This is a genomic window from Paenarthrobacter sp. PH39-S1 (assembly GCF_030063245.1).
GTDB lineage: Bacteria > Actinomycetota > Actinomycetes > Actinomycetales > Micrococcaceae > Arthrobacter_M.
This window is the reverse complement of sequence record NZ_JASISR010000003.1, coordinates 132,504-156,329: the sequence shown is the minus strand read 5'-3', so window position 1 is coordinate 156,329 and position 23,826 is coordinate 132,504. Positions and strand designations below refer to the sequence as shown.

General features: G+C 64.3%; 23 protein-coding genes and 2 pseudogenes. 18 read left to right on the top strand and 7 right to left on the bottom strand.

Annotation, left to right across the window (positions count from 1 at the left end; genetic code table 11):
* Window positions 1–172: 172 nt before the first annotated feature.
* From QMG52_RS03295 to proC, 3 genes and pseudogenes are all read left to right on the top strand, one after another.
* Entirely contained in the window at window positions 173–1,165 is a 993-nt protein-coding gene (locus tag QMG52_RS03295) for a Ppx/GppA family phosphatase (RefSeq protein ID WP_283559002.1), read from the top strand.
* A gap of 6 nt (window positions 1,166–1,171) precedes the next feature.
* Window positions 1,172–1,984: pseudogene (locus tag QMG52_RS03290) on the top strand (sugar phosphate isomerase/epimerase family protein); the annotation flags it as partial.
* Between the two features lie 373 nt (window positions 1,985–2,357).
* Window positions 2,358–3,194 (top strand): pyrroline-5-carboxylate reductase, encoded by an 837-nt coding sequence (gene proC / locus QMG52_RS03285; RefSeq protein ID WP_283559001.1) that lies wholly within the window; start codon window positions 2,358–2,360, stop codon window positions 3,192–3,194.
* Here the strand turns inward: proC and QMG52_RS03280 are convergent.
* Window positions 3,191–3,662: pseudogene (locus QMG52_RS03280) on the bottom strand (transposase). The gene proC and the pseudogene QMG52_RS03280 sit on opposite strands and share 4 nt — an antisense overlap.
* A gap of 156 nt (window positions 3,663–3,818) precedes the next feature.
* Here QMG52_RS03280 and QMG52_RS03275 point away from each other — a divergent pair.
* Window positions 3,819–5,045 (top strand): glucose 1-dehydrogenase, encoded by a 1,227-nt coding sequence (locus QMG52_RS03275; RefSeq protein WP_283558999.1) that lies wholly within the window; start codon window positions 3,819–3,821, stop codon window positions 5,043–5,045.
* Here QMG52_RS03275 and QMG52_RS03270 read toward each other — a convergent pair.
* The gene (locus QMG52_RS03270) at window positions 4,948–5,646 is read right to left on the bottom strand and encodes a potassium channel family protein (RefSeq protein ID WP_283558998.1); all 699 of its coding nucleotides are present in this window, start codon (window positions 5,644–5,646) and stop codon (window positions 4,948–4,950) included. The genes QMG52_RS03275 and QMG52_RS03270 overlap by 98 nt on opposite strands.
* Window positions 5,639–7,045 (bottom strand): TrkH family potassium uptake protein, encoded by a 1,407-nt coding sequence (locus QMG52_RS03265; protein ID WP_283558997.1) that lies wholly within the window; start codon window positions 7,043–7,045, stop codon window positions 5,639–5,641. The genes QMG52_RS03270 and QMG52_RS03265 overlap by 8 nt, the downstream gene beginning before the upstream one ends.
* Window positions 7,046–7,208: 163 nt before the next feature.
* On the opposite strand from QMG52_RS03265, the gene QMG52_RS03260 reads away from it, so the two are divergent.
* From QMG52_RS03260 to QMG52_RS03230, 7 genes are all read left to right on the top strand, one after another.
* Window positions 7,209–8,420 (top strand): acetoin utilization protein AcuC, encoded by a 1,212-nt coding sequence (locus QMG52_RS03260; protein ID WP_502920436.1) that lies wholly within the window; start codon window positions 7,209–7,211, stop codon window positions 8,418–8,420.
* 111 nt (window positions 8,421–8,531) lie between these two features.
* Window positions 8,532–9,182: an ArsR/SmtB family transcription factor gene (locus QMG52_RS03255; protein ID WP_283558996.1), complete on the top strand. Its 651-nt coding sequence runs from the start codon at window positions 8,532–8,534 to the stop codon at window positions 9,180–9,182.
* Between the two features lie 182 nt (window positions 9,183–9,364).
* The gene (gene gdhA / locus QMG52_RS03250; protein ID WP_283558995.1) at window positions 9,365–10,705 is read left to right on the top strand and encodes an NADP-specific glutamate dehydrogenase; all 1,341 of its coding nucleotides are present in this window, start codon (window positions 9,365–9,367) and stop codon (window positions 10,703–10,705) included.
* Between the two features lie 143 nt (window positions 10,706–10,848).
* A complete protein-coding gene (locus tag QMG52_RS03245; protein WP_283558994.1) occupies window positions 10,849–11,853 on the top strand; it encodes an acetylxylan esterase in 1,005 nt (334 codons plus the stop codon).
* Between the two features lie 192 nt (window positions 11,854–12,045).
* Window positions 12,046–13,314: a 3-deoxy-7-phosphoheptulonate synthase gene (locus tag QMG52_RS03240; RefSeq protein WP_283558993.1), complete on the top strand. Its 1,269-nt coding sequence runs from the start codon at window positions 12,046–12,048 to the stop codon at window positions 13,312–13,314.
* 147 nt (window positions 13,315–13,461) lie between these two features.
* Window positions 13,462–13,698, top strand: coding sequence for a helix-turn-helix domain-containing protein (locus tag QMG52_RS03235; RefSeq protein ID WP_283559074.1), 237 nt, complete (start codon window positions 13,462–13,464; stop codon window positions 13,696–13,698).
* 118 nt (window positions 13,699–13,816) lie between these two features.
* Complete coding sequence (locus tag QMG52_RS03230; RefSeq protein ID WP_003792170.1) at window positions 13,817–13,915, top strand: 30S ribosomal protein bS22; 99 nt, start codon at window positions 13,817–13,819, stop codon at window positions 13,913–13,915.
* 106 nt (window positions 13,916–14,021) lie between these two features.
* On the opposite strand, the gene QMG52_RS03225 is transcribed toward QMG52_RS03230, so the two are convergent.
* Entirely contained in the window at window positions 14,022–14,834 is an 813-nt protein-coding gene (locus tag QMG52_RS03225) for an HAD family hydrolase (RefSeq protein ID WP_283558992.1), read from the bottom strand.
* A gap of 88 nt (window positions 14,835–14,922) precedes the next feature.
* On the opposite strand from QMG52_RS03225, the gene QMG52_RS03220 reads away from it, so the two are divergent.
* Both QMG52_RS03220 and QMG52_RS03215 read left to right on the top strand, forming a co-directional pair.
* The gene (locus QMG52_RS03220) at window positions 14,923–15,222 is read left to right on the top strand and encodes a glutaredoxin family protein (RefSeq protein WP_283558991.1); all 300 of its coding nucleotides are present in this window, start codon (window positions 14,923–14,925) and stop codon (window positions 15,220–15,222) included.
* A gap of 127 nt (window positions 15,223–15,349) precedes the next feature.
* Window positions 15,350–16,057, top strand: a complete 708-nt coding sequence (locus QMG52_RS03215) for a redox-sensing transcriptional repressor Rex (RefSeq protein ID WP_283558990.1) — start codon at window positions 15,350–15,352, stop codon at window positions 16,055–16,057.
* Here QMG52_RS03215 and QMG52_RS03210 read toward each other — a convergent pair.
* The 3 genes from QMG52_RS03210 to QMG52_RS03200 all read right to left on the bottom strand — a co-directional run bounded on the left by QMG52_RS03210 (window position 16,047) and on the right by QMG52_RS03200 (window position 18,354).
* Window positions 16,047–16,682: a hypothetical protein gene (locus tag QMG52_RS03210; RefSeq protein WP_283558989.1), complete on the bottom strand. Its 636-nt coding sequence runs from the start codon at window positions 16,680–16,682 to the stop codon at window positions 16,047–16,049. The two genes, QMG52_RS03215 and QMG52_RS03210, sit on opposite strands and share 11 nt — an antisense overlap.
* A gap of 134 nt (window positions 16,683–16,816) precedes the next feature.
* Entirely contained in the window at window positions 16,817–17,557 is a 741-nt protein-coding gene (locus tag QMG52_RS03205; protein WP_283558988.1) for an NfeD family protein, read from the bottom strand.
* A gap of 239 nt (window positions 17,558–17,796) precedes the next feature.
* Window positions 17,797–18,354 carry a YceI family protein gene (locus tag QMG52_RS03200; protein WP_283558987.1) on the bottom strand — a complete coding sequence of 186 codons (558 nt, stop codon included), beginning with the start codon at window positions 18,352–18,354 and terminating at the stop codon, window positions 17,797–17,799.
* 198 nt (window positions 18,355–18,552) lie between these two features.
* Here QMG52_RS03200 and QMG52_RS03195 point away from each other — a divergent pair, with 198 nt between their 5' ends.
* From QMG52_RS03195 to ccsB, 5 genes are all read left to right on the top strand, one after another.
* Window positions 18,553–19,215, top strand: coding sequence for a histidine phosphatase family protein (locus QMG52_RS03195; RefSeq protein ID WP_283558986.1), 663 nt, complete (start codon window positions 18,553–18,555; stop codon window positions 19,213–19,215).
* A gap of 148 nt (window positions 19,216–19,363) precedes the next feature.
* Window positions 19,364–19,954 carry a TlpA family protein disulfide reductase gene (locus QMG52_RS03190; protein ID WP_283559073.1) on the top strand — a complete coding sequence of 197 codons (591 nt, stop codon included), beginning with the start codon at window positions 19,364–19,366 and terminating at the stop codon, window positions 19,952–19,954.
* A complete protein-coding gene (locus QMG52_RS03185) occupies window positions 19,951–20,706 on the top strand; it encodes a cytochrome c biogenesis CcdA family protein (RefSeq protein WP_283558985.1) in 756 nt (251 codons plus the stop codon). Before QMG52_RS03190 ends, QMG52_RS03185 begins: the two co-directional genes overlap by 4 nt.
* On the top strand, window positions 20,706–22,502 hold the full coding sequence (resB, locus tag QMG52_RS03180; protein ID WP_283558984.1) for a cytochrome c biogenesis protein ResB: 1,797 nt from the start codon (window positions 20,706–20,708) through the stop codon (window positions 22,500–22,502). Before QMG52_RS03185 ends, resB begins: the two co-directional genes overlap by 1 nt.
* Window positions 22,502–23,602, top strand: a complete 1,101-nt coding sequence (gene ccsB / locus QMG52_RS03175) for a c-type cytochrome biogenesis protein CcsB (protein WP_283558983.1) — start codon at window positions 22,502–22,504, stop codon at window positions 23,600–23,602. Before resB ends, ccsB begins: the two co-directional genes overlap by 1 nt.
* Window positions 23,603–23,826: the final 224 nt, after the last annotated feature.

The window sequence follows — 23,826 nt, the reverse complement described above, 5'->3', positions numbered from 1 at the left end:
AGTCGTACGTAACAGCTAGACTCCGGAGTTGTGCCTTGGATTTGGACGGATGCCGCGGGAATTTCGCTGGCATCTTTCCATATCCACGGCACCCTGCACCGCCCCGGCGGGGTCCCTTCACCGAGCAGGCGTTGGTTAACGCGGCAACGCCGGGACGCGCAATAATTGGCACATGCGACTAGGCGTCCTCGACATTGGTTCAAACACGGTCCACCTGCTGCTTGTCGACGCGCACCCGGGTGCCCGGCCGGTGCCCTTTGCCTCGCACAAGCGCTCGCTCTCCCTGGTGCAGTACCTTGATCCGGAGGGCAACATCAGCGATGCCGGGCAGCATGAATTGATCGAATTCATGCTGGAAGCCTGGGAATTCGCCGCCAAGCACAAGGCGAAGGACCTGCTGGCATTCTGCACCTCGGCCATCCGGGAGGCCACCAACGGGGCCGAGGTACTGGCCCGCGTCCAGCGCGAGACCACCATCGCCTTGGAGGAGCTCACCGGGGAAGAGGAAGCGGAGATGACGTTCTTCGCCGTCCGGCGCTGGTACGGCTGGGGAGCCGGCACCATCCTGAACCTGGATATCGGCGGCGGTTCGTTTGAAATCGCGATGGGCCAGAACGAGCTTCCCGCTATCGCCAACTCGGTTGCGCTGGGGGCCGGCCGCCTGACGCTGGACTGGCTGCCGGAGGATCCACCCAGCGCCAAGAGCGTGAAGGATCTGCGCAAACACATCCGGGCCACGCTTAAGGAACCCGTGGCGCAGACCCTGAAACTCGGGACTCCCAACCTCGTCACCGGCTCGTCGAAGACGTTCCGTGCGCTGGCGCGCATTACGGGCGCCGCGCCCAGTTCCATGGGTCCGTATATCCGGAGGGATTTGCTGCTCTCCGATCTGGGACTGTGGACGCAAAGACTGGCGGCGATGACCGCCGCGGACAGGCTTCATCTGCCCGGCGTCTCCACCGCCCGCGCCCACCAGGTGCTGGCGGGTGCCTTGGTGGCGGAGGCTGCGCTGCAGCTGTTCAATGTGCAGAGCGTGCAGATCTGCCCCTGGGCGCTGCGGGAGGGACTGATCCTTCGCCGGCTCGATCAGTTGGTTTTTGACGGCCCGCTGGCGCCGCCTGCCCATATTCCGTTACGTCGAAATCGCTTGGCTGAGGCAGGTTAGGAAGTGATGGCCGAGGCGGAACGCGCCCTGGGCCGGCCCGAGCCGAGCGCTGACAGGCATATCCCGGTGGCCCTCTCGAGCGCCTCGGTCTAGCCGCTCACGGTCCATGACGCGTTCGCCGTAGCCGCCGATCCGGGGTACGACGGCGTTGAGGTGATGGTGACGCACAACGCCGTCAGCCAGAATACGGACGCCTTGATCAGCCTCAGCCAGCGTTACGGGCAGCCCGTGCTTGCCATCCATGCCCCACACTCCTGCTCACACAGCAGGTCTGGGGCAGCGCCTGGAACAAGATCGAGCGCTCGGCGCAGATCGCCGTCAAGGTGGGCGCCGCCCCCTCGTGGTTCACCCGCCGTTCCGCTGGCAGAACGACTATGCCGAAACGTTCGGCCACGGGGTGCGCGATCTCGCCGCGTCCTACGGGATCCGGATCGCGGTGGAGGATATGTACCCCTGGCGGGTGCGCGGACGGTAGGCGCCGGCGTACCTGCCGCACTGGGACCCGATCGGGCAGGATTACGACGACGTCACTTGGGACCTGTCGCACGCCCCCTCCGCGGACGCGAGCAGCCTCGACGCAATCAAGCGGCGGGGACCCGGCAGCGGCATCTGCCTCTCACGGACGGAACGGACTCCGGCAAGGATGAGCACCTGGCGCCGGGCTACGGTCGGCAGGAATGCGTTGAGGTGCTGACGTATCTGTGCGAACACGGGTTCGACGGCGCCGATGTCGCCTAGATATCGACGCGTAAGGCCAAGGGGGCCGGGGAGCGCGAGGAATGGCTGGCGGAAACCCTGCAGTCTGCCCGCCTTCATCTGATCCAACTGCGGGCGAGTGACCCTGGTCCCCGGCCCGGTCTCCCCCTCGGACCGTTAGCCAGGGCTCCTCAAGGAACCTTAAAAGCGAAAGCGCCGGAAAGCCGTGAGCCGATGATTGGGGGGAAACATCGGCGGACTCTCCGGCGCAATGATCGGGGCCGGCAAGCCGGAGCCGATCGGTATCACTCGCACCTTTATGGGGTAGTTACGACAGTAATGAAGGATTCTGAGTGCGACCTGTCGACAGGCTGGGAATTGACTGCCAATAGAAGGCCCGCAGGGGCGCATTGCCGTCCCGCAGGACCCGCATTGAGGTAGCGATTGAGGTAGCGCGGGGCCCACGCTGAATCGGTGGTTGTGAAAAGATGGCTGCATGATCAATAGAATCGCTTTTCTTGGCTGCGGGTCCATGGGCGAGGCAATCCTCGCCGGCCTGCTCGGCTCCGGGCTCAAGCCGTCATCCGTGGTGGCAACCGTTCGACGCGTCGAGCGGGCGGAGGAGCTGGCCTCCCGGTACGGCATCACCGCTCTGGCCGGTGCGGAGGAACCGGAGGCCAACCCGCTGGCCGTGCAGGGCGCCGATGTGGTGATTCTGGCCGTCAAACCCGCCGGTATCGCTCAGCTGTGCCGTGAGGTTGCGCCGGCGCTGGCGGCAGGAACCGTGCTGGTCAGCGTGGCGGCCGGCGTTTCCCTGGCCCAGCTGGCTGCGGCTTTACCGCAGGACCAGCCGGTGATCCGATCGATCCCGAACACGCCGCTGAAGGTGCGCCGCGGCGTCGTCGCCCTGTCCACCGGATCAGGGACCACGCCGGAACAGTTGTCCCTGGCCCACGAGGTGTTCGTTTCCTCGGGCCTGGTGCTCGATGTGCCCGAGGAGCAACAGGACGCCGTATCCGCCATCAGCGGCTCGGGGCCGGCCTACGTTTTCTATCTGGCGGAAGCCCTGGCGTCCGCCGCGCAGGAATTCGGCCTGGATGAGGACACCGCGCGGATGCTGGCCCGCGAAACGGTGGCCGGTGCCGGTCTGATGCTCACGGAGCCCGGGGCGGATCCCGCGGTGCTGCGCCGCGCCGTCAGCAGCCCCGGCGGCACCACCGAACAGGCGATTGCCACCTTCGAGGCGCAGCGCCTTCCGGCCATCGTCGCCGCCGGGACGAAGGCAGCGGCCGCGCGGGCGGCGGCGATCACCGAGGATCTGGCGGGCCGCTAGTGTCTCGCGCTGTTAATTCGTTTTAATAGTCGTCCCAGTGATTCGAGGATCTCCTCGGCGGTCTTCGTCCAGATAAACGGTTTGGGATTCTCGTTCCACCCCTTGATCCAGTTGCGCAGATCTTTCTCCAGGGTCTGTACGCTGCGGTGATCGCTGCGCTGGAGCAGTTCCCGGGTCACTTCGGCAAACAACCGTTCGACCTGATTGATCCAGGACGAGTACGTGGGGGTGAAGTGCATCGTGAACCGCGGGTGCTTGGCAAGCCAGGACACAATGGTTGGACTCTTGTGCGTCCCGTAGTTGTCGCAGACGATATGCACGTCCAGGCCCACCGGGACCTGCGCCTCGATCTTGGCCAGGAACTTCTTGAACTCCACGGCCCTTGCGCCTGCGGGTCCACCGAGAAAGCTGATCGCGTTCTTCCTCGGTGAGGATCAGTTCAGCCTTCGGGCGTCCAGTGCGTGCCATACACCAATTTTAACACTTATCCAATGAATTTACGACGCAGGACACTAGTCAGGTGTGAATTTCCCCTACTGCCGGTGGCTATGGGATCTGTCCGGGTCGGTAAGTATGCTGAGGTTCTGGCACCTCATACCCCCGTACCTCACCAGGAGGAGCACCGTGCAGGCATTAACTATCGTTCCCGGGACGAAAGACTCGCTGGAATTACGGAACATTCCCGCCCCTGACCCCCACGAAGGCTCAGTTCTAGTGGCGGGGCTGGCCGTGGGGCTGTGCGGGACCGATGTGGAAATCATCGATGCCCAATACGGCCAAGCTCCCGAAGGCTCTTCCTTCCTGGTCCTGGGCCATGAAAATATCGGCAGGGTGCTTGAGGCTCCGCAAGGATCGGATCTGAGCCCCGGCGACCTTGTGGTCGGTATCGTCCGCAGACCGGATCCGGTGCCCTGCAAGGCCTGCGCCGCGGGCGAATGGGATATGTGCCGCAATGGCCGGTACACCGAGCATGGGATCAAGGGGTTGCACGGCTTTGCCAGGGAGCAGTGGCGGGCGGATCCCGATGCGCTGGTCAGGCTGGACAAGTCCATGGCGGACATCGGCGTGCTTCTCGAACCCACCACGATTGTGGCCAAGGCATGGGAACAGCTTGACCGGATCGGCAGCCGGGCGTTCTTCGACCCGAAAACAGCGGTGGTGACGGGTGCCGGACCAGTGGGGCTGCTGGCGGCACTGCTCGGCAGCCAGCGCGGGCTGGAAGTCCATGTTTTCGACCGGGTGACAGACGGACCGAAGCCCGGCTTGGTCAGGGATCTGGGCGCGGTCTATCATACGGACTCACTCGCGGAGTCCGGCGTCAAAGCCGACGTCCTGCTCGAATGTACCGGCGTCCCGTCCGTGGTGATCGAGGTGATGACGTGCGGCGCGACAGACGCAATCGCATGCCTGACCGGCGTTTCCAGCACCGGGAAGACTACTGCAGTGGACGTCGGCGCGATGAACCGCCAGGCGGTCCTGGGTAACCAAGTGGTCTTCGGCAGCGTCAACGCAAACCGGCGTCATTACGAGGCGGCGGTGGAGGCGCTCGGCAGAGCGGATGCAGCATGGCTGGGCAGGCTGATCACTCGGCGGGTTCCACTGGCGGATTCCGCGAGGCCTTCACGCACGGCGCCGGGGATGTCAAGGTGGTGCTGCAGATCCAGGCACCCAAGACTGCGTAGTCCCTGCTGGTGCGGCGGAAGCGGGCCGACGTCCGGGCGGCGCCGCCCCAAAGGGGCAGCCCGTCCGGATGTCAGGGACGGGCCGCGAAACGCTCCAACAGATCCACATGTCCGGAGACGATCAGCATGTCGCGTCCGGAAACCTTGGTGTCCGGCTGCGCGTAGGTGAAATCCTCGCCGGGTGATTTCACACCCACCACGGTGATACCATATTTGCTGCGGACCTTGGATTCGGCCAGGGTGAAGCCTTGCGTTTCCGTCGGCGGGTACATCTTCACGATGGCAAAATCGTCGTCGAATTCAATGAAATCCAGCATCCGCCCGGAGACCAGGTGCGCGGCGCGGACGCCGGCATCCGCCTCCGGATAGATCACATGGTTGGCGCCGATCCGGGTCAGAATCTTGCCATGTGACTGGGTGATGGCCTTGACCCACAGGTGCTCAATGCCCAGATCCACCAGGTTCACGGTGATCAGCACACTCGACTCAATGGAAGTGCCGACGCCGACGACGGCGGAGGAGAAGTCCTGCGCGCCCAGCTGGCGCAGCGCATCGATGTTGGTGGCGTCGGCCTCCACCACGTGCGTGAGCGTCCCGGCCCACTTCTGCACCAGGACCGGGTCCCGCTCGATGGCCAGAACCTCCCGGCCCTGTTTCACCAGTTGTTCCGCGGTGGCGGCGCCGAAACGGCCGAGCCCGATCACCAGGACGGGGGCGTTATGCGACGGGCGATTGGAGTTGGATCTGTTGGAGCTGGATTTTTCAGCCAATGATCGGCCTTTCTTCCGGATAGTGGAACAGCTGACGGCGCTGGCGCAGAGCAAGCGCCGCGGCAAGCGTGATGCTGCCGATGCGGCCGGCGAACATGAGAACCGACAGGACATAAACCCCAGCCGGGGGAAGCTGAGAGCTCAGCCCGGTGCTCAGTCCTACCGTGGCAAAGGCGGAGATGGCCTCAAAGAGCACCCGGTCCAGGCTCTGACCGCTGATGGCCAGCAGTGCTCCGGTGGCCACCATGACCAGCGTGGCACCCATCATGATCACCGAGATCGCCACCCGCAGGATACCCTGTGGGATGGTGCGACCGTAGATCTTGACATCATTGTCGCCGCGCGCCTCGGCCATGATGGCCAGGAACATCACTGCCAGCGTGGTGACCTTGATGCCGCCTGCCGTTGAGGCAGAGCCACCGCCGGCGAACATCAGCGCATCGGTGAGCAGCATGGTGGAGGAGTTCATTTGGTTCATGTCCACCAGATTGAATCCCAGCGACCTGCTCATCACGGAGGCGAAGAGCGCGTGCGTGACCTTGTCACCCACGCCCATGGAGCCGATGGTGGCCGGGTTGGACCATTCCATGAACCCCCAGAGAAAGGCACCTGAGACCAGCAGAATCAGGGAAACCTGGATGGTGAGTTTGGTATGCAGGTTCCAGCGCCTGATCCGGAACCCCGAGCTCAGCAGAACCATCAGCACCGGGAAGCCGAGACTGCCGATAAAGCCGCCCAGCATCAGTGGTGTCAGCACCCAGAGGTCGTTTTCATAGGGGACCACGCCGTCCGATTGCGGGGTGAATCCAGCGTTGTTGAAGGAGGAAATGGAGTAGAACACGGCATGCCAGATTGCCTGTGGGAAACTCTCGCCCAGGATCATGAACCGCGGCACGAGCATCAGGGCCAGCGCGATTTCGATGCACACGGACGTGGTGATGACGATCCGCAGCAGCGTACCGACCTCGCCGAGCCGGCCGGCGTTCATGGCCTCTTGGGCGATCAACTTGCCGCGCACACCGAGTCGCTTGCTGACCATGAGCGCCATCAGTGAGGCCAAGGTCAAAATCCCCAGGCCTCCGACGAAAATGCCGATCAGGATCACCAGCTGGCCGAAGAAGGTCCAGTGCAGTGCCGTGGACACGGTGGTGAGACCTGTGACGCAGACGGCTGAAACCGCCGTGAAGAGTGCATCGTGGAAGGGTGTGACCTTGCCGTCCGCCGCGGAGACGGGCAAGGACAGCAGGCCGGTGAACAGCAGAATGACCAAGGCGAAGACAATCAGTGCCAGCCGCGCCGGTGAGCTGTTGGCCACCCTGTCCACGAAGTCGCGGACAGCGGTGAAGCCGAAGCGGGCGGAGGTCTTAGGTCGGTGCCTGACATTTTGACTCTTGGTCATGCGTGTCCTGTCCCTCCTGCCATCCTGTTCGGTGCCGCGGCACGCGCGGCGAACCGGCGTAATTGCTCTGTTGAGTAGTTAACCACCTTTCCGGCGCGGATTCCGCGGGATGCACGGGAGCTGCGGGAAGCGCGCGGCGTCCCAATTGGGTAGCCTGTGAGAGATGTCATCGATCGCGAGCACCGGGCCAACGGCCGTCCCGACCAGCATAGTCTGGAGCGAGGCCATGATGGCCTACAACTTTGGCGCCGATCACCCGATGGCGCCGGCCCGGCTGGAGCTGACCGCCCGCCTTGCCGATGCGCTGGGCCTCTTTCACCGGCCCGGGCTGGAGCTGCTGGAACCAGCGGTGGCCACGGACGCGCAGCTGGGCACCGTGCACAGCCGCGACTACATTGCCGCCGTGCGCCGCGTCAGCCTCAATCCGGACCACCCCGACGAAGCCCGCGGTCTGGGCACCGAGGACGATCCGGCCTTCGCGGGCATCCATGAGGCCAGCGCGCGGCTGGCAGGCGGTTCTTGGGCTGCTGCTGAAGCCGTGCTGTCCGGGAATACCGTGCACGCGGTCAATTTTAGCGGCGGTATGCACCACGCCAGCCGGGACAAGGCCAGCGGCTTCTGTATCTACAACGACGCGGCGCTCGCCGTCCAACGCCTGCTCGACGGCGGCGTCCGGCGGGTGGCCTATTTGGACATCGACGCCCATCACGGTGACGGAACCCAGAGTATTTTCTGGAACGATCCGCGGGTTCTGACCATCTCGCTGCATGAAAGCGGTCTGACCTTGTTTCCGGGCACTGGATTCGCCAATGACATTGGTGGTCCGGACGCTCCGGGAACCGCCGTGAATGTGGCCCTTCCCCCGCAGACCGGTGACGCAGGCTGGCTGCGCGCCTTCCACGCCGTCTTGCCTCAGCTCGTGGAGGCCTTCAAACCGGAGATCATCGTCAGCCAGCACGGCTGCGATTCGCACAAGGACGATCCGCTGACGCATCTGAACACCAGCGTGGACGCCCAGCGTGAGGCTGCGCTCGGCATTGCGCGGCTCGCGGCCAGACTCTGCGGGGATCGTTGGATTGCCACCGGCGGCGGCGGTTACAACGTCACCAGCGTGGTGCCGCGGGTCTGGAGCCACCTGATCGCCATTTCAAGCGGGGTCCCGCTGCCGCTGAGGACCGTGGTCCCGCAGCCCTGGCGGGATTATGTGCTGGAGAGATACGGCCGGGCAGCCCCGGAACTAATGGGCGACGGCGTCGATCTCTGGTGGCGCTCGTGGGAGGTGGGGTACAACCCCAACGACGCGGTGGACCGCACCGTGATGGCAACCCGCAAGGAAATCTTCCCGCTGTACGGTCTGGACCCGTGGTTCGACTGAACGGCTGGTTCGACTGAACGGCTGGTTCGACTGAACGGCTGCGTGCCAATAGCCTGCCAACGCCGGGGAAGGACGGATGCCCTCGGGCGCATATATCGCTAGGGTGGTGGCATGGTGAATGACGATGTTTTTGCGGTTATCGCGGAGGCGACCCGGCGTGACATTCTGGCTTCGTTGAAAGCGGGGGATAAGGCTGTCGGGCAGCTGGTTGAGGAGCTCGGCGCGAGCCAGCCTACCGTTTCCAAGCACCTGCGCGTGCTGCGCGAAGCCTCCCTGGTCACCATGCGGGCTGAAGGGCAGAAGCGTTTTTACGCGCTCACCCCTGACCCGCTGCGTCTGGTGCGCAGCTGGTTGGCGGAGTTCGACGGCGGCGCGGGTGCGAACGAACCGGCCGTCCCCATGGCCGTCGACGGTACCCGGTCGGCCTCCGACGGACTGCGGACGGAAGCCCTTACGCCGGCAGGCCAGCAGACTTCAGCACAGCACCGCGTCCCGGTGCGGGAGCCGCGTTGGCGCGGAGAGCCTGAGCTGGCGCCTGACCGGGAGCCCGAGAGGGCACCGGACCGCGGCCGGGAAAGGACCCCGGACCAGGCGCCGGCGCTGCCGGCGGCAGTGACGCTGCCGGTCGTCCTCGGATCCGACACCGTGCTGGGTACGGACGGAACAAGGCCCCAGCAGCTCGGACGGACGGTGGGGCGGGCGGCCTACAAGGCCGCCGATCTGTTGGCGAATCTGCCCAAATTCGGCCGGCGCAAAGACTGAGTCCGGCCGGGCAAGGGATTATGTGACGTGATTTCCACCGCGGCCGCTGCCGGAATCCGTCTCACACAGTGACCGCGATTCGCATGTAGGACCTCCTGGCTGGAACCATGGAAATGAATTAATCCGCCGTTCGCGCAGAGGCACGGCTAGTAGCAGCCACATGATTTGTATAGGGGAGACCTATGGACGGAAGACTCGGAACCATCCGGGACCAGGTATTGGCCCGCAACCCGGGGGAACACGAGTTTCACCAGGCAGTCGTTGAGGTCTTTGAAAGCCTCGGCCCGGTGCTCGACAAGCACCCCGAGTTCCTGGATGCTGCGGTGCTGGAACGCCTCTGCGAGCCCGAACGCCAGATCATTTTCCGCGTACCGTGGACGGACGACGCCGGTCAGGTCCAGATCAACCGGGGCTTCCGGGTGGAGTTCAATTCCGCGCTGGGACCGTTCAAGGGCGGTCTGCGCTTTCATCCGTCCGTGTACCTGGGGATCGTGAAATTCCTTGGCTTTGAGCAGATCTTCAAGAACGCGCTCACCGGGATGCCGATCGGTGGCGGCAAGGGCGGCTCCGACTTTGACCCCCGGGGCAAATCCGATGCGGAGGTCATGCGCTTCTGCCAGTCCTTCATGACGGAGCTGTACCGCCACATCGGCGAGTACACTGACGTTCCCGCCGGGGATATCGGCGTGGGCGGTCGCGAGATCGGTTATCTCTTCGGACAGTACAAGCGGATCACCAACAGGTTCGAGTCCGGTGTGCTCACGGGCAAGGGCATGTCCTGGGGTGGCTCATTGGTCCGCCCGGAGGCCACTGGCTTTGGAACGGTACTCTTCACCCAGGAAATGCTGAAGACGCGGGGCCAGTCCTTTGACGGTCAACGCGTGGTGGTATCGGGCTCCGGAAATGTTGCCATCTACGCCATCGCCAAGTCACAGCAGCTCGGCGCGAATGTGGTGTCCTGCTCCGATTCCGCCGGCTACGTGGTGGACGAGAAGGGCATCGATGTTGGGCTGCTGCGGCAGATCAAGGAAGTCGAGCGCGGGCGTCTGAAGGACTACGCGGCCCGCCGGGGATCCGCCGTCAGCTATGTTGAAGGCGGATCCGTCTGGGACGTTCCGGCGACCGTGGCGCTGCCCTGCGCCACCCAGAACGAACTGGATGCTGCCGCCGCGGCGGTCCTGGTCAAGAACGGTTTGCTGGCGGTGGCCGAAGGCGCGAACATGCCCTGCACCCGCGACGCGGTGGCCCTTTTCCAGGAAGCGGGGATCCTCTTCGCACCGGGGAAGGCGGCGAACGCCGGGGGTGTGGCCACCTCTGCCCTGGAAATGCAGCAGAATGCCAGCAGGGACTCCTGGAGCTTCGAGCACACCGAGGCCCGGCTGACCGAGATCATGGTTGGCATCCACGACCGCTGCGCGCAGACCGCGGACACGTACGGCTCGCCGGGCAATTACGTGGTGGGCGCGAACATCGGTGGCTTCGTCAAGGTCGCGGATGCGATGCTGGCCCAAGGCCTGATCTAGCCGCTCGGCCCCTCCCGGCTCCAACCGCCTCGGACCCTCCCGGACCCCGCATCCAGGTCCCACCTTGCGCCCATGTTTCGCCCGGACGTGGGCGCGAAGTGCACATTCGATCAACCTGCCGGCCGCCAACAGGAAAGCCACCCATGCCGCTCTCTGACTATCCGCTGGAACAGCTGCGGGACTACACCTCGGCGGCCAGCAGGCCGGCGGACATCGACGGATTCTGGGATGCGACAATCGCCGCGGTCCGCGCCTTCCCGTTGAATGCCCGGTTCACCCCCGTGGACAACCACCTGACGGTCATCGATACCCTTGACGTGTCGTTTTCCGGCGCCGACGGCGCACCCATCAAGGGCTGGCTCCACCTGCCCGCGCACCGTGCCCCGGAAGCCCGGCTTCCCGTCGTCGTGCACTATGCCGGCTACTCAGGCGGACGAGGCCTGGTCAACCAGGACACCAGATGGGCACAGGCCGGCTACGCGCACTTCATCATGGACACCCGGGGACAGGGCTATGGCGGGATCTCCGGTGAGACGGCCGATCCGCACCCGTCCGCCGGAGAAGTGGCCTACGCCGGGCTGATGACGCGGGGGATCCGCAGCAAGGAAAGCTACTACTACCGGCGGCTGTACGTCGACGCGTTCCGAGCCGTGCAGGCGGCGCAGGCGCACCCGGAGGTGGATGCGTCCCGCGTGGTGCTCGCCGGCGTCAGCCAGGGCGGCGGCATCACCCTAGCCGTCGCCGGGCTGGCAGCCGGCCGGCTCGACGGCGTCATCGGGGCCCTGCCCGATGTGCCGTTCCTGCAGGACTTCCCGCGGGCCATTGATATTGCTCCGCGCGGACCATACCAGGAGATTGCCGGCTTCCTCAATCGGCACCGGGACCGCTATGAGCAGGTTCTGCAGGTGTTGAATTATTTCGACGGCGTACACCTGGGCCGCGCGGCGACCGCGAGAGCGTTGTTTTCGGTGGCGCTGATGGACGATATCTGCCCCCCATCGACGGTGTTTGCCTCCTACAACGCCTACGGATCCGAGGCGGCAACGCGCAAGGAACTGGAGATCTACCGCTTCAATAACCACGAGGGTGGACAGGAGTACCACTGGATCAAGCAGCTGGAATTCGTCGCGGAGTTGCTGACCGGTTAGAAACCTGGCTATGGTGGGGCCATGACAAACCGTTGGTATGCGAATTTTCCGTTGGCTCTGGAGGGGCCCGCGTCTGACTGACACGCATCCGACCTTCTTCAGAGCCAACAGGACAGGGATTATTCCCTGTCCTTCGCCAATTCCGGCGGGTTCTGTTCAGGGCCCGCTTCCAGCCAAGGAACAGGACCTCCCATGACCATCGACGCGACATCCACCGGCGTATGTGCCGGCCCCGCCAGCCACGCGGCAGCCGCCAACACGGCCACTGGCGCGGCATCCGGTGCGGCCACCGGCGCGGCAGGCGCCGGTGGGGGCTCCAGCGCCTACACTGCGGCCCCACGGCCCACCTCGAACCTGCGGGTCAGCCAATTCACCCCCTTGCCGTCCCCTGCCCAACTGACCACCGAGCTCCCGGTGAACGCGCAGCTGAGCGCCGTCGTCGAGCGCGGGCGGGATCAGGTGCGCGCCATCATGGACGGCGTTGATGATCGGCTGCTGGTGATCGTGGGTCCGTGTTCCATCCACGACACCCGTGCCGGACTGGAGTACGCTCGCCGACTGGTCAGCGCGGCCGAGCGGCACAAGGAGAATCTGCTGATCGTCATGCGGGCCTACTTCGAGAAGCCGCGCACCACCGTCGGCTGGAAGGGCCTGATCAACGATCCCGGGCTGGACGGCCGCCACGACGTCCCGTCCGGACTGCGGCAGGCGCGTGATTTCCTGCTCCAGGTGGGACGGCTGGGTATGCCGGTGGGGACCGAATTCCTGGAACCGATTAGTCCGCAGTACACCGCCGATCTCATCTCCTGGGGTGCCGTCGGCGCCCGCACCACGGAAAGCCAGATCCACCGGCAGCTGGTCTCCGGCCTCTCCATGCCGGTCGGCTTCAAGAACGGGACCGACGGCGGCCTGCAGGTGGCGCTCGACGCGTGCGCCACTTCCTGCGTGCCGCAGTCCTTCCTGGGAATCGACGCGGCGGGCCACGCAGCGCTTGTCTCCACCGCGGGCAATCCCGATACCCACATGATCCTTCGCGGCGGCCACCAGGGGCCGAACTACGGGGTGCAGGAGGTCACCGCGGCGTCCACACGACTTGCGGCTGCCGGCCTGAACCCCCGGCTGATTGTCGATGCCAGCCATGCGAACAGCGGCAAGAACCATCACCGCCAGGCCGAGGTCGCACTGGAAATCGGCGCACAGCTGGAAGCCGGCGGGAAATCGGCCGACGCCGTTGCCGACGCCGTTGCCGGCGTCATGCTGGAAAGTTTCCTGGTCGGCGGGGCACAAACTTTGGATGTCGCCGCGGTCGCCGCCGGGACCGCGTCAACCGCGTCGTTGACCTACGGACAGAGCGTGACCGACGCCTGCATGGAATGGGATGTTACGGCCGCCGTGCTGGACCGTCTGGCGGGCAGCGCACGCACGCGCCGGGCCAACAACGTGACGCAGGGCGGGCACTGAGTATTAATGCCTGGAGTAGTATTAATGCCTTAGGAACTTTCCCAATGGCCGCTTCTACCCCTAGAGTAGCTGGATACGGTTGAACGATGCACCCAGCATCCTGCCACGCCGTCGGAAACAGACGTGAGCGAAGGAATGCGGGGCATCATGGCGCAGGGGCAGAACTTCTCCGACGTAAAGTTTCTGACCGTGTCGGAAGTGGCCGACGTGATGCGGGTTTCCAAGATGACCGTATACCGTCTGGTGCATTCGGGGGAGCTCCCGGCCGTGCGTTTCGGACGCTCGTACCGGGTTCCGGAGTCCGCGGTGGCCGGTTATGTCCAGTCGTCCATTGTGGAGGGCCGCGGCGATGCCGGTGGGTCCGGTTCGGCGGATACCGCTTAGAGGCGGTACCCTGTTAAGGATCCATTTCCGGCTTTGACCGATACCTTGTGATCGGTCGGCCTATTCGTTGACAACTGCCCGCAAGGAAGTTGTCGTTCAACAGTTTGTGAGGACTTTCGTGGGTTCAGTTATTAAGAAGCGTCGCAAGCGTATGGCGAAGAAGAAGCATCGCAAGCTGCTTCGCAAGACCCGTCACCAGCGCCGCAACAAGAAGTAGAAACTTCCCGAAGCGTGGAATGCCCGTCACCGTTGTGGTGGCGGGCATTTGTTTTGGGCCGCTACCACGGCGTCCAAGGCGGTACCGCTGGGCGGTGGAGGGGAGGTCAGCGGCGGCGGATGCGGCCAAACCCTTTCCAGCTGCCATAAATGATGCCTGCCCCGGTGGCGGCCCGCAGCCCCCACGTTGCTGCACGGCGGCCGGACCGAAAATCATAAACCGGCCAGTTATTGTCCCGGGCATGGCGGCGCAGCCGGGCATCCGGGTTGATGGCCACCGGATTCCCCACGGCGCTCAGCAGCGGGATGTCGTTGTAGGAGTCGCTGTAGGCCCAGCAGCGTGCTAACGCCAGGTGCTCACGCGCGGCCAGTTCACGCGCCGCCGCGGCTTTGGCCGGGCCGTGCAGGATATCCCCGACAAGCCGTCCGGTGTAATGGCCGTCCTCGATCTCGCACACGGTGCCCAGCGCCCCGCTGAGGCCCAATCTGGAGGCGATCACGCCGGCAACCTCGATCGGCGTGGCGGTCAGCAGCCAGACCTGGCGGCCGCTGCGCAGGTGCTGCTGGGTCAGTGCCAGTGTCCCGGGCCAGATCTTCGACTCGATCATCTCGTCGAAGACCTCCTCACCCATGGTTTGGATAGTCTCGACGGGAATTCCGGCGGCGAGGACCAGGGCGGTGTCACGGACGGAATGGACATCTTCCATCGTCTCCCCGCGCAACACAAACTTTGCCTGCTTCCAGGCGAATCCTGCGGCGTCGCGAAGAGTGAAGGCCTTCTTTTGGTACATCTTGCGGGCAACGTGGAAGAGGCTGGCGCCCTTCATCAAGGTGTTATCGACGTCAAAAAAAGCGGCTTCGCCCTCGTGGTCCGAACTGGCCGGGAGGTCCTCGGCTGTCACTAAGTTCACGTCGGGCATGGCTTGAGTCTAGTCAATCGGAATGGTCTATGCCCGATAGCGCCTCTTGGCGGCGGCCGCGCCGGGCCAGGCGGACTAGATTTGTCGTATGCGTAGTTCCGACGGCCGGCAGCAGGAACCGGCGCCCGCACATCCCGAACTCACTCTGGTAACCAGATCCGGTTGCCATCTATGCGGAGGGGCCAGGATCGTGGTGGACACTGTAGCGGCGGACTTGGGCCTGCGCTGGGAGGAACAATCGATAGACGACGACGAAAGCCTCACCGCGCGCTTCGCGGAGGAAGTTCCCGTGGTTCTGGTCAACGGTGTGCAGCGCGATTTTTGGAAGATCGATCCGGACCGGCTGCGGCGGATTCTCCTCGAGGCAATGGAACCGCCGCCCAAGTGAACGCACGGCCGTCGACTTTGCCGCCCCCGTCCGGAGCCCTACAGTGGAGATAGCCCGACGGCGGCTTTACGCATAGGTTCCGCGCTACGGCAGCATGGTGCAGTCGAAGAAATCTGGAGCAACGTTCGTGCCCTCATCTCACATTTCCCCGGAACAGCCGGCAGAACTGCCGGCTGTCGCGCGCCAGCTGCCGCCCGCAACCGTGGCACGGCTGACGATTTATCTACGTGCCCTCACCGCGATGCTGGCCGGTGGGGCCGAGCGTGTTTCCTCCGAGGCGCTGGCGGACGCGGCCGGCGTGAGTTCTTCCAATGTCCGCAAGGACCTGTCGTATCTCGGTTCCTACGGAACCCGCGGAGTCGGTTACGAAGCCCAGCATCTGAGCGGCGAAATCGCAGCCGCACTCGGACTGACACACGACTGGCGCGTGGCGATAGTCGGCGCCGGCAACCTGGGCCGGGCCCTCGCACGCTATGCGGGCTTTGAATCCCGGGGCTTCGACGTCGTGGCGCTCTTCGATGCGGATCAGCTGATGGTTGGCAATGAGGTGGGCTGGCTCCGGGTCAGTGATGTTAAGGACCTGGAGGTTGTCCTGGCGCGTACCAGGGCGAATATGGTGGTGCTCGCACTGCCGGGTACGGTGGCCCAGCAGATGTGTGACCGGGTGATCGCGGCCGGTGTCCACAGCATCCTGAGTTTTGCGCCGGTGGTCCTCCAAGTGCCGGCCTTCGTCAACCTCCGCAAGGTGGATATGGCCACCGAACTGCAGATCCTCGCCTACCATGCCCAACGCGCCCAGGAGCCGGGCCTGCGCGAGGGCCGTCCTAGCGCCTGAAGTAGTCCTTGGCTGGGCCCCGGAACAGCAGAACCATGGCGACAATGCCGAGGAGCATCTGGGCCGCCGTGATCAGGTCCGGCTGGAGCAGCGACAAAAGGGACAATGCCGCCAAAACGGCTCCGGTGATGCGGGCCCAGTTGCGGCCCTTGCGGATCTGGAACGCGATCAGGACATAGATTCCCACCGCCGCCGTGCTGAGCACCACAGCGGTAATGAGCAGTGGCTGCAGCAGGCTGGCGTCCTTCAGCCCGGCGTCCAGGAGCATCTGCCGTGCGGTGGATTGTCCACCCGGAGTGACCATGGCGATGGCCCCCAGGACCACCAGCATGGCTTCGATCACGCCGGCGCCCAGAATCAGCCGGAAGGCGATCTCCACCTGACGCGGCGGTGTCTGCCGCGCGGCTCGCTTTTCCCCGGCGCGCTTAACCGTGGTTCCTTCGTCTGGCCCGCTGGAACGGCCGGACCGCGGCGACTTAGCGGGCGCCGGGTCGGCTGCGGGCCGCTGGTATCCCGGCGGAGCATACTGCCCGTAGCGTGGAACACCTGGGGATATCTCACCATAGTGGCCTAGTCCGGGCGTTGCCTTCGGCCCGGTCCGGGGCTCTTCGTCCGGGGCGCTCATGAGGGTCCAATCGGTCGGTTGCGGATGAGGCTTTTGCCGCGGACCGGGTGTTAAAAAGGTGAACCGCGGCGGGTTCTTCAACCCTACCGCGGTCCCCTCAAGGCGCTTACCCCGCCCTTGCTGAATACCAGGAACTACTGCAGATACCCCTGCGGCCGGCGCGCCTTGAAGTATGCCTGGGCCGGGGGCAGCAGCAGGAGTATGCCGCCGATGACGATGGCGACGGAGCTCAGCAGATTAATCAGGCTCACGGCACTGGCGAACATCCCGATGAGCGAGAAGAGTCCCCCGATGATGTTCAGAGCAGCCAGTATGATCAGTACGACGCGGGCCCAGCCAACACCTTCCTTCATGAGGAGGGCTAACCAGATGAAAACTGCGGTAAAGATAATCGCGAAGACGAAACCGATCACGGCGAAGCCCACGACAAATGCGCCGGATCGGCTCCCGACAAGGATTAGACTGACCAGACTTGCCAGCAGGTTGAGAAGGGCACCGGCGACAAAGAGAAGGTACGCGTTCTTTACTTCCCGGGGGACGGCGGTAAGGTCGCGGAGTCTTTCCGGAAAGTGGCTGAAATTTGCCGCCGGTGACTTGGGCCGCTGAAGGTATCCGCCCTGCTGCCCGGCCGCGCGTTGTTGATATGCCGGAGGTGGTTGCTGGTAGCCGGGTTGCTGGTAGCCGGGTTGCTGGTAGCTGGGTTGCTGGTAGCCGGGTTGCTGGTAGCTGGGTTGCTGGTAGCCGGGGGGAGCCTGCTGCTCGTAACCCGAACCCGATTCGGGTGCGGCGTTGGAAGCCGGTCGGGAGTCCCGTCCAGCCGCCGGTGGCTGCCCGCCGGAATGCTCCGGGTCAGGGCTCTCGTATGGTGTGCTCATGCTCACACCATAGCCCCGGCCCCATGCTTTGCATAGCGACGCTGAAGCGGCCGCGTCGTGCTAACCGCACCGTGTCAATCGGCTTAACCGGCGACAATAAGCGCAATTCAGTCGGCGCTATAAGCAGAATATAAACCGCGACCTATGGTCGACGGGCGGCGCGCCCCGGGAACCGGAGCCCGGGGCGCGTCGGCCGTTGCCCTGCACAGGAGGCTGCGGATGGCGGCCCCGCTGCTGAATTACGCCTTGACGAAGGCTACTTCGAGGGTAATCGTGACCTTGTCGCCCACGAGTACGCCGCCGGCTTCCAGCGCGGCATTCCATGTCAGGCCGAAGTCCTTGCGGCTGATGACAGTTTTGCCGGAGAAACCAGCGCGCGTGGCGCCGAACGGATCAACGGCCACACCGTTGAACTCCGTTTCGAAGGTCACCGGCTTGGTGATGCCGCGGATGGTGAGGTCCCCGGCGAGCTCGTAGTCCTCGCCGGTGCCGGTGATCGAACCGGAGACGAAGGTCAGCTCGGGGAACTTCTCCACATCGAAGAAATCGGCGCCGCGGACGTGCCCGTCGCGGTTGGCGTCTCCGGAGTCGAAGCTGGCGGCCTGGATGGTCGCGGTAACCGAGGATGACTCCGCGGTCTGGCCTACCGTCGCGGTCGCGGCGATGTCAGTGAACCTTCCGCGGACCTTGCTGATGCCCGCGTGCCGGACGGTGAAACCGACCTCGCTGTGCGCGCCGTCGAGGTTCCAGATGCCCTGGTCGAGTCCGGTTGAGGTGAGATGCGTTGAAGTGGACATGCGTTCTCCTTGATCAGCTGTCACGTTCAAGATGCGACAAAGTTGTGTTCAGGAAGGCTGTCTGCCCTCCATCGAAAGGTATAAGGATGCAAACGCATCTATTATTCCGAGCCCGGGAAACCTTTTTCCAGCGTGCCGGCGGTTCCTGGGAATCTCCTGATTTAGTGATTGGCCGCCTCCTTTGAGAAACTTAGTAACATGCCCCGAGTCACTGTCCATTTATTGCGCCATGGTGAGGTATTTAACCCCGAAGGCGTCCTCTATGGCAGGCTGCCGGAATTTCATCTTTCCGAACGCGGCCGTGCCATGGCCGCGTTGGTCGCCGATCACCTGCGGCAGAAGGCGGACGACGGCGCCAAGCTGGTTCATCTGGTTGCCTCACCTTTGACGCGGGCGCAGGAAACCGCTCAACCCTCTGCCGCCGCACTGGGGCTCGTGATCCGCACGGATGTGCGGATCATTGAGGCGGAGAACCATTTCGAAGGCCGCAAGGTGTCCCGGCATGAGATCCTTAGACCCAAGAACTGGCCATATTTCTGGAATCCGCTGCGGCCTTCCTGGGGCGAGCCATATAAGCAGCAGGCCGCCCGAGTGATGGAAGCGGTGCACGATGTCCGCCGTCGGGCCCTCGAACTGGGCGGCGACGAAGCGGAGGCGGTGATGGTCAGCCACCAACTGCCCATCTGGGTCACACGGCTAACGGCGGAAAACAAGCCGCTGTGGCACGACCCCCGGCGGCGTGAATGCACGCTGGCCTCGTTGACCAGTTTGGTTTTTGACGGGGAAGTCATCGCGGACGTCAGGTACAGCGAACCGGCTGCGTCGCTGCTGCCCGGCGCGGCAACGACCCCGGGAGCTTGAGAAAGTGTCCCGGAGTGAGAGAGAATTGTCTTTTCGACGTCCTGTAGAAAACTCAAATCGCGGCGAAGAGACTTGAATCGCCCTGTAGATAACTCAACTATGGAAATTTCACTCCAGTTCAGATGTGGATAAACCCGTGAGCCCTCCCATGAGCCGCCGATCCCTGCTGGCCGCCTCCGGCGCGGCTCTGGCTCTTGTCCTATCCGCCTGTACGGCCCAGGACCCGCTGGCGCAGCAGGCCAACGCTGGGGACAACAAAAACTACATTGCCGGGGACGGTTCCGTCACGGAGTTTGCCGCGGCGGAGCGGAAACCCGCAGTCAGTTTCTCCGGCAAGCTTTTCGACGGCACGGCGGTGTCATCGGACAGCTTTGCCGGCAAGGTCACCGTGCTGAACTTTTGGTACGCCGCCTGTGCCCCCTGTCGGGCGGAAGCCCCGGATCTGGAGAGCCTTTACCAGTCGCTCGGGCCGCAAGGTGCGGGCTTCTACGGGGTCAATATCCGCGATGAGGCAGCCACGGCCGATGCGTTCAACCGGAACTTCTCACTGAGCTACCCGAGCTTCAATGACCGCGACGGCGGGGTACTGCTGGCCTTGACCGGATTCGTCCCGCCGGCAGCCGTGCCCACCACGCTCGTGCTGGACAAAAAGGGAAGGGTCTCGTCCCGGATTCTCGGCCTCGCGGACAAGAGCACGCTGAAAACCCTGATTAGCGCAGCGCTGGCTGAGAGCCCGTGAATAACCCCTTTGCCGAAACGATACTGAGCGGTTCGATGCTGCTCGCCCTGCCGGTGGCGCTGCTGGCCGGTCTGGTCTCCTTCTTGTCCCCGTGCGTGATCCCGCTGGTCCCCGGCTACCTCGGATATGTTACCGGGCTGACCGGCGTTGACCTCCAGAAGCAGCGGCGCGGGCGGATGTTTGCCGGCATCGGGCTTTTTGTGCTCGGTTTTTCCGCCGTCTTTATGCTGATCGGCGCCGTCTTCGGGCAGCTGGGCGCGTGGCTCAAGGGCCCTGACGCGGCGTGGGTGACGCAGCTGTTGGGCGTGCTCGTGATCGTGCTGGGCGTGATTTTCCTTGGCGGCATGAGCTGGTTTCAGCGGGAGGCGAAAATCCACCGCAAAACGCCGGCAGGTCTGTGGGGAGCACCCGTCCTCGGGATCACCTTCGGGCTGGGCTGGGCGCCCTGTACGGGGCCGACCCTCGGCGCGGTGCAGGCTCTTGCATTTTCCGACGGCTCCAGCGCGGTCAGAGGCGCCGTGCTGACGTTCGTCTACTGCATCGGACTGGGCCTGCCGTTCCTGCTGATCGCACTCGGATTGCGGCGGGGCCTGGGCGCGCTTGCCTACTTCCGGGCGCACCGCAGAATCCTGCAGTGGTTCGGCGGCGGGATGCTGATTGTCCTGGGGCTGCTGATGGCAGCCGGCCTGTGGGGAACGTGGATTAACGAGCTGCAGTTCTGGTTTGCCAACGAAGTGAGATTGCCGATCTGATGAACGACTCCGATCCGTTGAAGGACGCCAATTCCTTGAAAGACGCAGGTTCCTTGAAAGACGCAGATTCCTTGAAAGCGACAGCGCACGAGAGACAGAATCCCGCGACCGGCGCAGCCCCCGGCGCTGCCCCGGACAATGCTGCCGTGGTCCTGCCGCGGCTGGGCTTCTTCGGGACACTGCGCTGGGCGTGGCGGCAGCTGACCAGCATGCGAACGGCGCTTTTCCTGTTGCTGCTGCTCGCCGTGGGCGCGGTTCCCGGCTCGCTCTTCCCGCAGCGTCCGGCAGACCCGGCTGTGGTGACGAAGTACCTGCAGGACCATCCGGATACGGGGCCGGTGCTGGACTGGTTCAAACTCTTTGACGTCTATTCCTCACCCTGGTTCTCCGCCATCTACATTCTGCTGTTCATTTCGCTGATCGGCTGTGTCGTGCCGCGGGCCATCGCGCATTACAAGGCCATGCGGTCGCAGCCGCCGCGGACGCCCCGCCGGTTGTCCCGACTCCCCGAGTACGGCACCCTGGAGATTCCGGCGGCCCGCGGCATCCCGGCCGGTGAGGCCATCCGGGATGCCGCTGCGGCGTTGAAGTCCCGCGGCTATCGGCTGGAAATACGCGATGCCGACGGCGATCGGCCCTCAGTAGGAGCGGAGCGCGGATTCACCAAGGAGGTGGGCAACCTGCTCTTCCATACCGCGCTGATCGGTGTGCTGGTATCCGTCGCGCTCGGCGGACTCTTCGGCTACAGCGGGCAGCGCGTCCTGGTCGAAGGAGACACCTTCGTCAACACGCTGGTCGGCTATGACACATTCACCCCGGGCAGCAATTTCGATGCCGCGCAGTTGGAGCCATATTCCATTCAACTGGATAAATTCGAGGTTAAGTTTGACCGCGAATCGAAGTCCCATTACGGCCAGCCGTTGGATTTCAAGGCAACGCTGACCACTAAGTCCTCGCCGTCGTCGTCCGCTCAACAGCAGGACCTCAAGGTCAATTCGCCGGTCAACCTTGGCGGCACCAGCATCTATCTGGTCGGCAACGGCTACGCGCCCGTCGTGACCGTGAAGGACGGCGACGGCAAGGTGGCGTTCCAGGGGCCGGTGGTTTCCGTTCCCAGCGACGGCGCGTACACCTCGCTGCTGGTCGTCAAGGCACCGGATGCCAAGCCCAGCCAACTCGGATTTGTGGGGTTCTTCCTGCCCACCGCCCTCATCAACGACAAGGGTGTGGCGGTCGCCTCCGATCCGGACCCGTTCAACCCACAGCTGAACCTCAACTCGTACTTCGGGGACCTGGGACTCGACGCCGGGCAGCCAAAGAACGTCTTCACGCTGGACACGTCCAAGCTCACGCAGCTCAACGGCCGGGACTTGAAAGCCGGCGGCATTGTGCTGAGCCCGGGGGCTTCCTATACGCTGCCGGAGGGTAAGGGGAGCGTCAGCTTCGATGGCATCAAGCGGTACGTTGCCTTGGACATCCACCACAACCCGGGACAGGGTTGGGCGCTGATTTTCGGCGTCACCGCCTTGCTGGGGCTGGTGGGATCACTGTTCCTGAACCGCAGGCGGGTGTGGATCCGCACCGGAAACCATGCCGACGGGCGCACGATGGTGGAGTACGGGCTGCTGGCCAGGGGCGAAGACCACCGGCTGGCCGCGGAGGCAACCGCCATCCGGGCCCTGCTGGAGAAACGCTGGTTGGCACCCGGTGCTGAACAGGCGGAAGATAGCAACGGGGCGCAATCATCAACAGGCCGGACCAGTACCGGTTCTGCGACGGTAAGTAAGGACCAGTAATGCCACAAATCAACGAAACTTTCGCCCTGTACAGCGAGCGGTTCATGCTGCTGGCGGCCATTGCTTATGCCATCGCCTTCATCGCCTTCGCCTGGGATCTGGTGCAGAACAGCAAGACCACGAAGGCTGTGCTGGCGCACAGCGAGCACGCGGCCGCCGCGAAGTCCAGGACCCGCGTCGGCGTTATGGCCGGATCCATGGTCACCGGATCCAACGGATCTTTGGACCCTGAGATCGAGGGGCCCGAGGGTCGCGTCCAGCGGCCGACCTTCCATGCGGACGCCTCCGCCCGGGACACTGGCATCACGGCAGATGACTCGATGCGCTACGGGTCCGAACGCCGGGTGCCGGCACGAGTGGCCGTTGCCCTGACCCTGATCGCCGCTGTGATCCACGGGGCGGGAGTTCTCTCCCGAGGCCTTGCCGCCGGCCGGGTTCCCTGGGGCAATATGTACGAGTTCTGCACTACCGGCGGCTTCGTTGTCGCCGCCGTGTTCCTGATCGTCCTGACCCGACGCGATCTGCGGTTCCTGGGCACCTTCGTGATCGGTCTGGTGCTCGTGATGCTGACGGCGGCCTCGGTGGCGTTCTGGACGCCGGCCGGACATCTGGTACCGGCACTGCAGAGCTACTGGCTGGTCATTCACGTCTCCATCGCGGTCATGTCCTCCGCGCTGTTCACCCTGACCTTCGCGATGTCCGTCCTGCAGCTGGTGCAGTCCCGACGCGAGGGTGCACTCGAGCAGGGCCGGCCGGACAAAGCCCCGTTCATGCGGCTGGTACCGTCGGCACTGAGCCTGGAAAACATGGCGTACCGGATCAATGCCATCGCCTTTGTGGGGTGGACCCTGACGCTGATGTTCGGCTCCATCTGGGCTGAGGCAGCCTGGGGGCGGTTCTGGGGCTGGGACACCAAGGAAGTCTGGACGTTCGTCATCTGGGTGGTTTACGCAGGATACCTGCACGCCCGGGCCACCCGCGGCTGGACCGGAACCCGCGCAGCATGGCTGTCCATCGTCGGGTACCTCTGCGTGGTCTTCAACTTCACCATAGTGAATGTGTACTTCGCTGGGCTGCACTCCTACGCCGGGGTCGGATAAGCACCCAGGTGTTCTCCGCCGGACGAAAACCGGATTCCGGCGTAAGGGTCCATCAGGGTCCGGGTGCCGAGTCAGCTCATCTGGCTGGCGGTCGGCTCCGAGGTCGCTAAACGTGAAGGCATCATCCCCGCCCGGCCCGCCGGCGTCACCGTCCGGACGCCCAACGTGGCGGAGCAGGGCAGCAAACGCGCCCTGCTCCGTGCGTACATGGAGACTACTTTGGG

What these genes read in the sequence shown, in the direction of transcription:
- QMG52_RS03295 (WP_283559002.1), top strand. Translation starts at nt 173, where the DNA reads ATGCGACTAGGCGTCCTCGACATTGGTTCAAACACGGTCCACCTGCTG.
- proC (WP_283559001.1), top strand. Translation starts at nt 2,358, where the DNA reads ATGATCAATAGAATCGCTTTTCTTGGCTGCGGGTCCATGGGCGAGGCA.
- QMG52_RS03265 (WP_283558997.1), bottom strand. Translation starts at nt 7,045, where the DNA reads ATGACCAAGAGTCAAAATGTCAGGCACCGACCTAAGACCTCCGCCCGC.
- QMG52_RS03260 (WP_502920436.1), top strand. Translation starts at nt 7,209, where the DNA reads ATGTCATCGATCGCGAGCACCGGGCCAACGGCCGTCCCGACCAGCATA.
- QMG52_RS03255 (WP_283558996.1), top strand. Translation starts at nt 8,532, where the DNA reads ATGGTGAATGACGATGTTTTTGCGGTTATCGCGGAGGCGACCCGGCGT.
- gdhA (WP_283558995.1), top strand. Translation starts at nt 9,365, where the DNA reads ATGGACGGAAGACTCGGAACCATCCGGGACCAGGTATTGGCCCGCAAC.
- QMG52_RS03245 (WP_283558994.1), top strand. Translation starts at nt 10,849, where the DNA reads ATGCCGCTCTCTGACTATCCGCTGGAACAGCTGCGGGACTACACCTCG.
- QMG52_RS03240 (WP_283558993.1), top strand. Translation starts at nt 12,046, where the DNA reads ATGACCATCGACGCGACATCCACCGGCGTATGTGCCGGCCCCGCCAGC.
- QMG52_RS03235 (WP_283559074.1), top strand. Translation starts at nt 13,462, where the DNA reads ATGGCGCAGGGGCAGAACTTCTCCGACGTAAAGTTTCTGACCGTGTCG.
- QMG52_RS03225 (WP_283558992.1), bottom strand. Translation starts at nt 14,834, where the DNA reads ATGCCCGACGTGAACTTAGTGACAGCCGAGGACCTCCCGGCCAGTTCG.
- QMG52_RS03220 (WP_283558991.1), top strand. Translation starts at nt 14,923, where the DNA reads ATGCGTAGTTCCGACGGCCGGCAGCAGGAACCGGCGCCCGCACATCCC.
- QMG52_RS03210 (WP_283558989.1), bottom strand. Translation starts at nt 16,682, where the DNA reads ATGAGCGCCCCGGACGAAGAGCCCCGGACCGGGCCGAAGGCAACGCCC.
- QMG52_RS03205 (WP_283558988.1), bottom strand. Translation starts at nt 17,557, where the DNA reads ATGAGCACACCATACGAGAGCCCTGACCCGGAGCATTCCGGCGGGCAG.
- QMG52_RS03200 (WP_283558987.1), bottom strand. Translation starts at nt 18,354, where the DNA reads ATGTCCACTTCAACGCATCTCACCTCAACCGGACTCGACCAGGGCATC.
- QMG52_RS03195 (WP_283558986.1), top strand. Translation starts at nt 18,553, where the DNA reads ATGCCCCGAGTCACTGTCCATTTATTGCGCCATGGTGAGGTATTTAAC.
- QMG52_RS03190 (WP_283559073.1), top strand. Translation starts at nt 19,364, where the DNA reads ATGAGCCGCCGATCCCTGCTGGCCGCCTCCGGCGCGGCTCTGGCTCTT.
- resB (WP_283558984.1), top strand. Translation starts at nt 20,706, where the DNA reads ATGAACGACTCCGATCCGTTGAAGGACGCCAATTCCTTGAAAGACGCA.
- ccsB (WP_283558983.1), top strand. Translation starts at nt 22,502, where the DNA reads ATGCCACAAATCAACGAAACTTTCGCCCTGTACAGCGAGCGGTTCATG.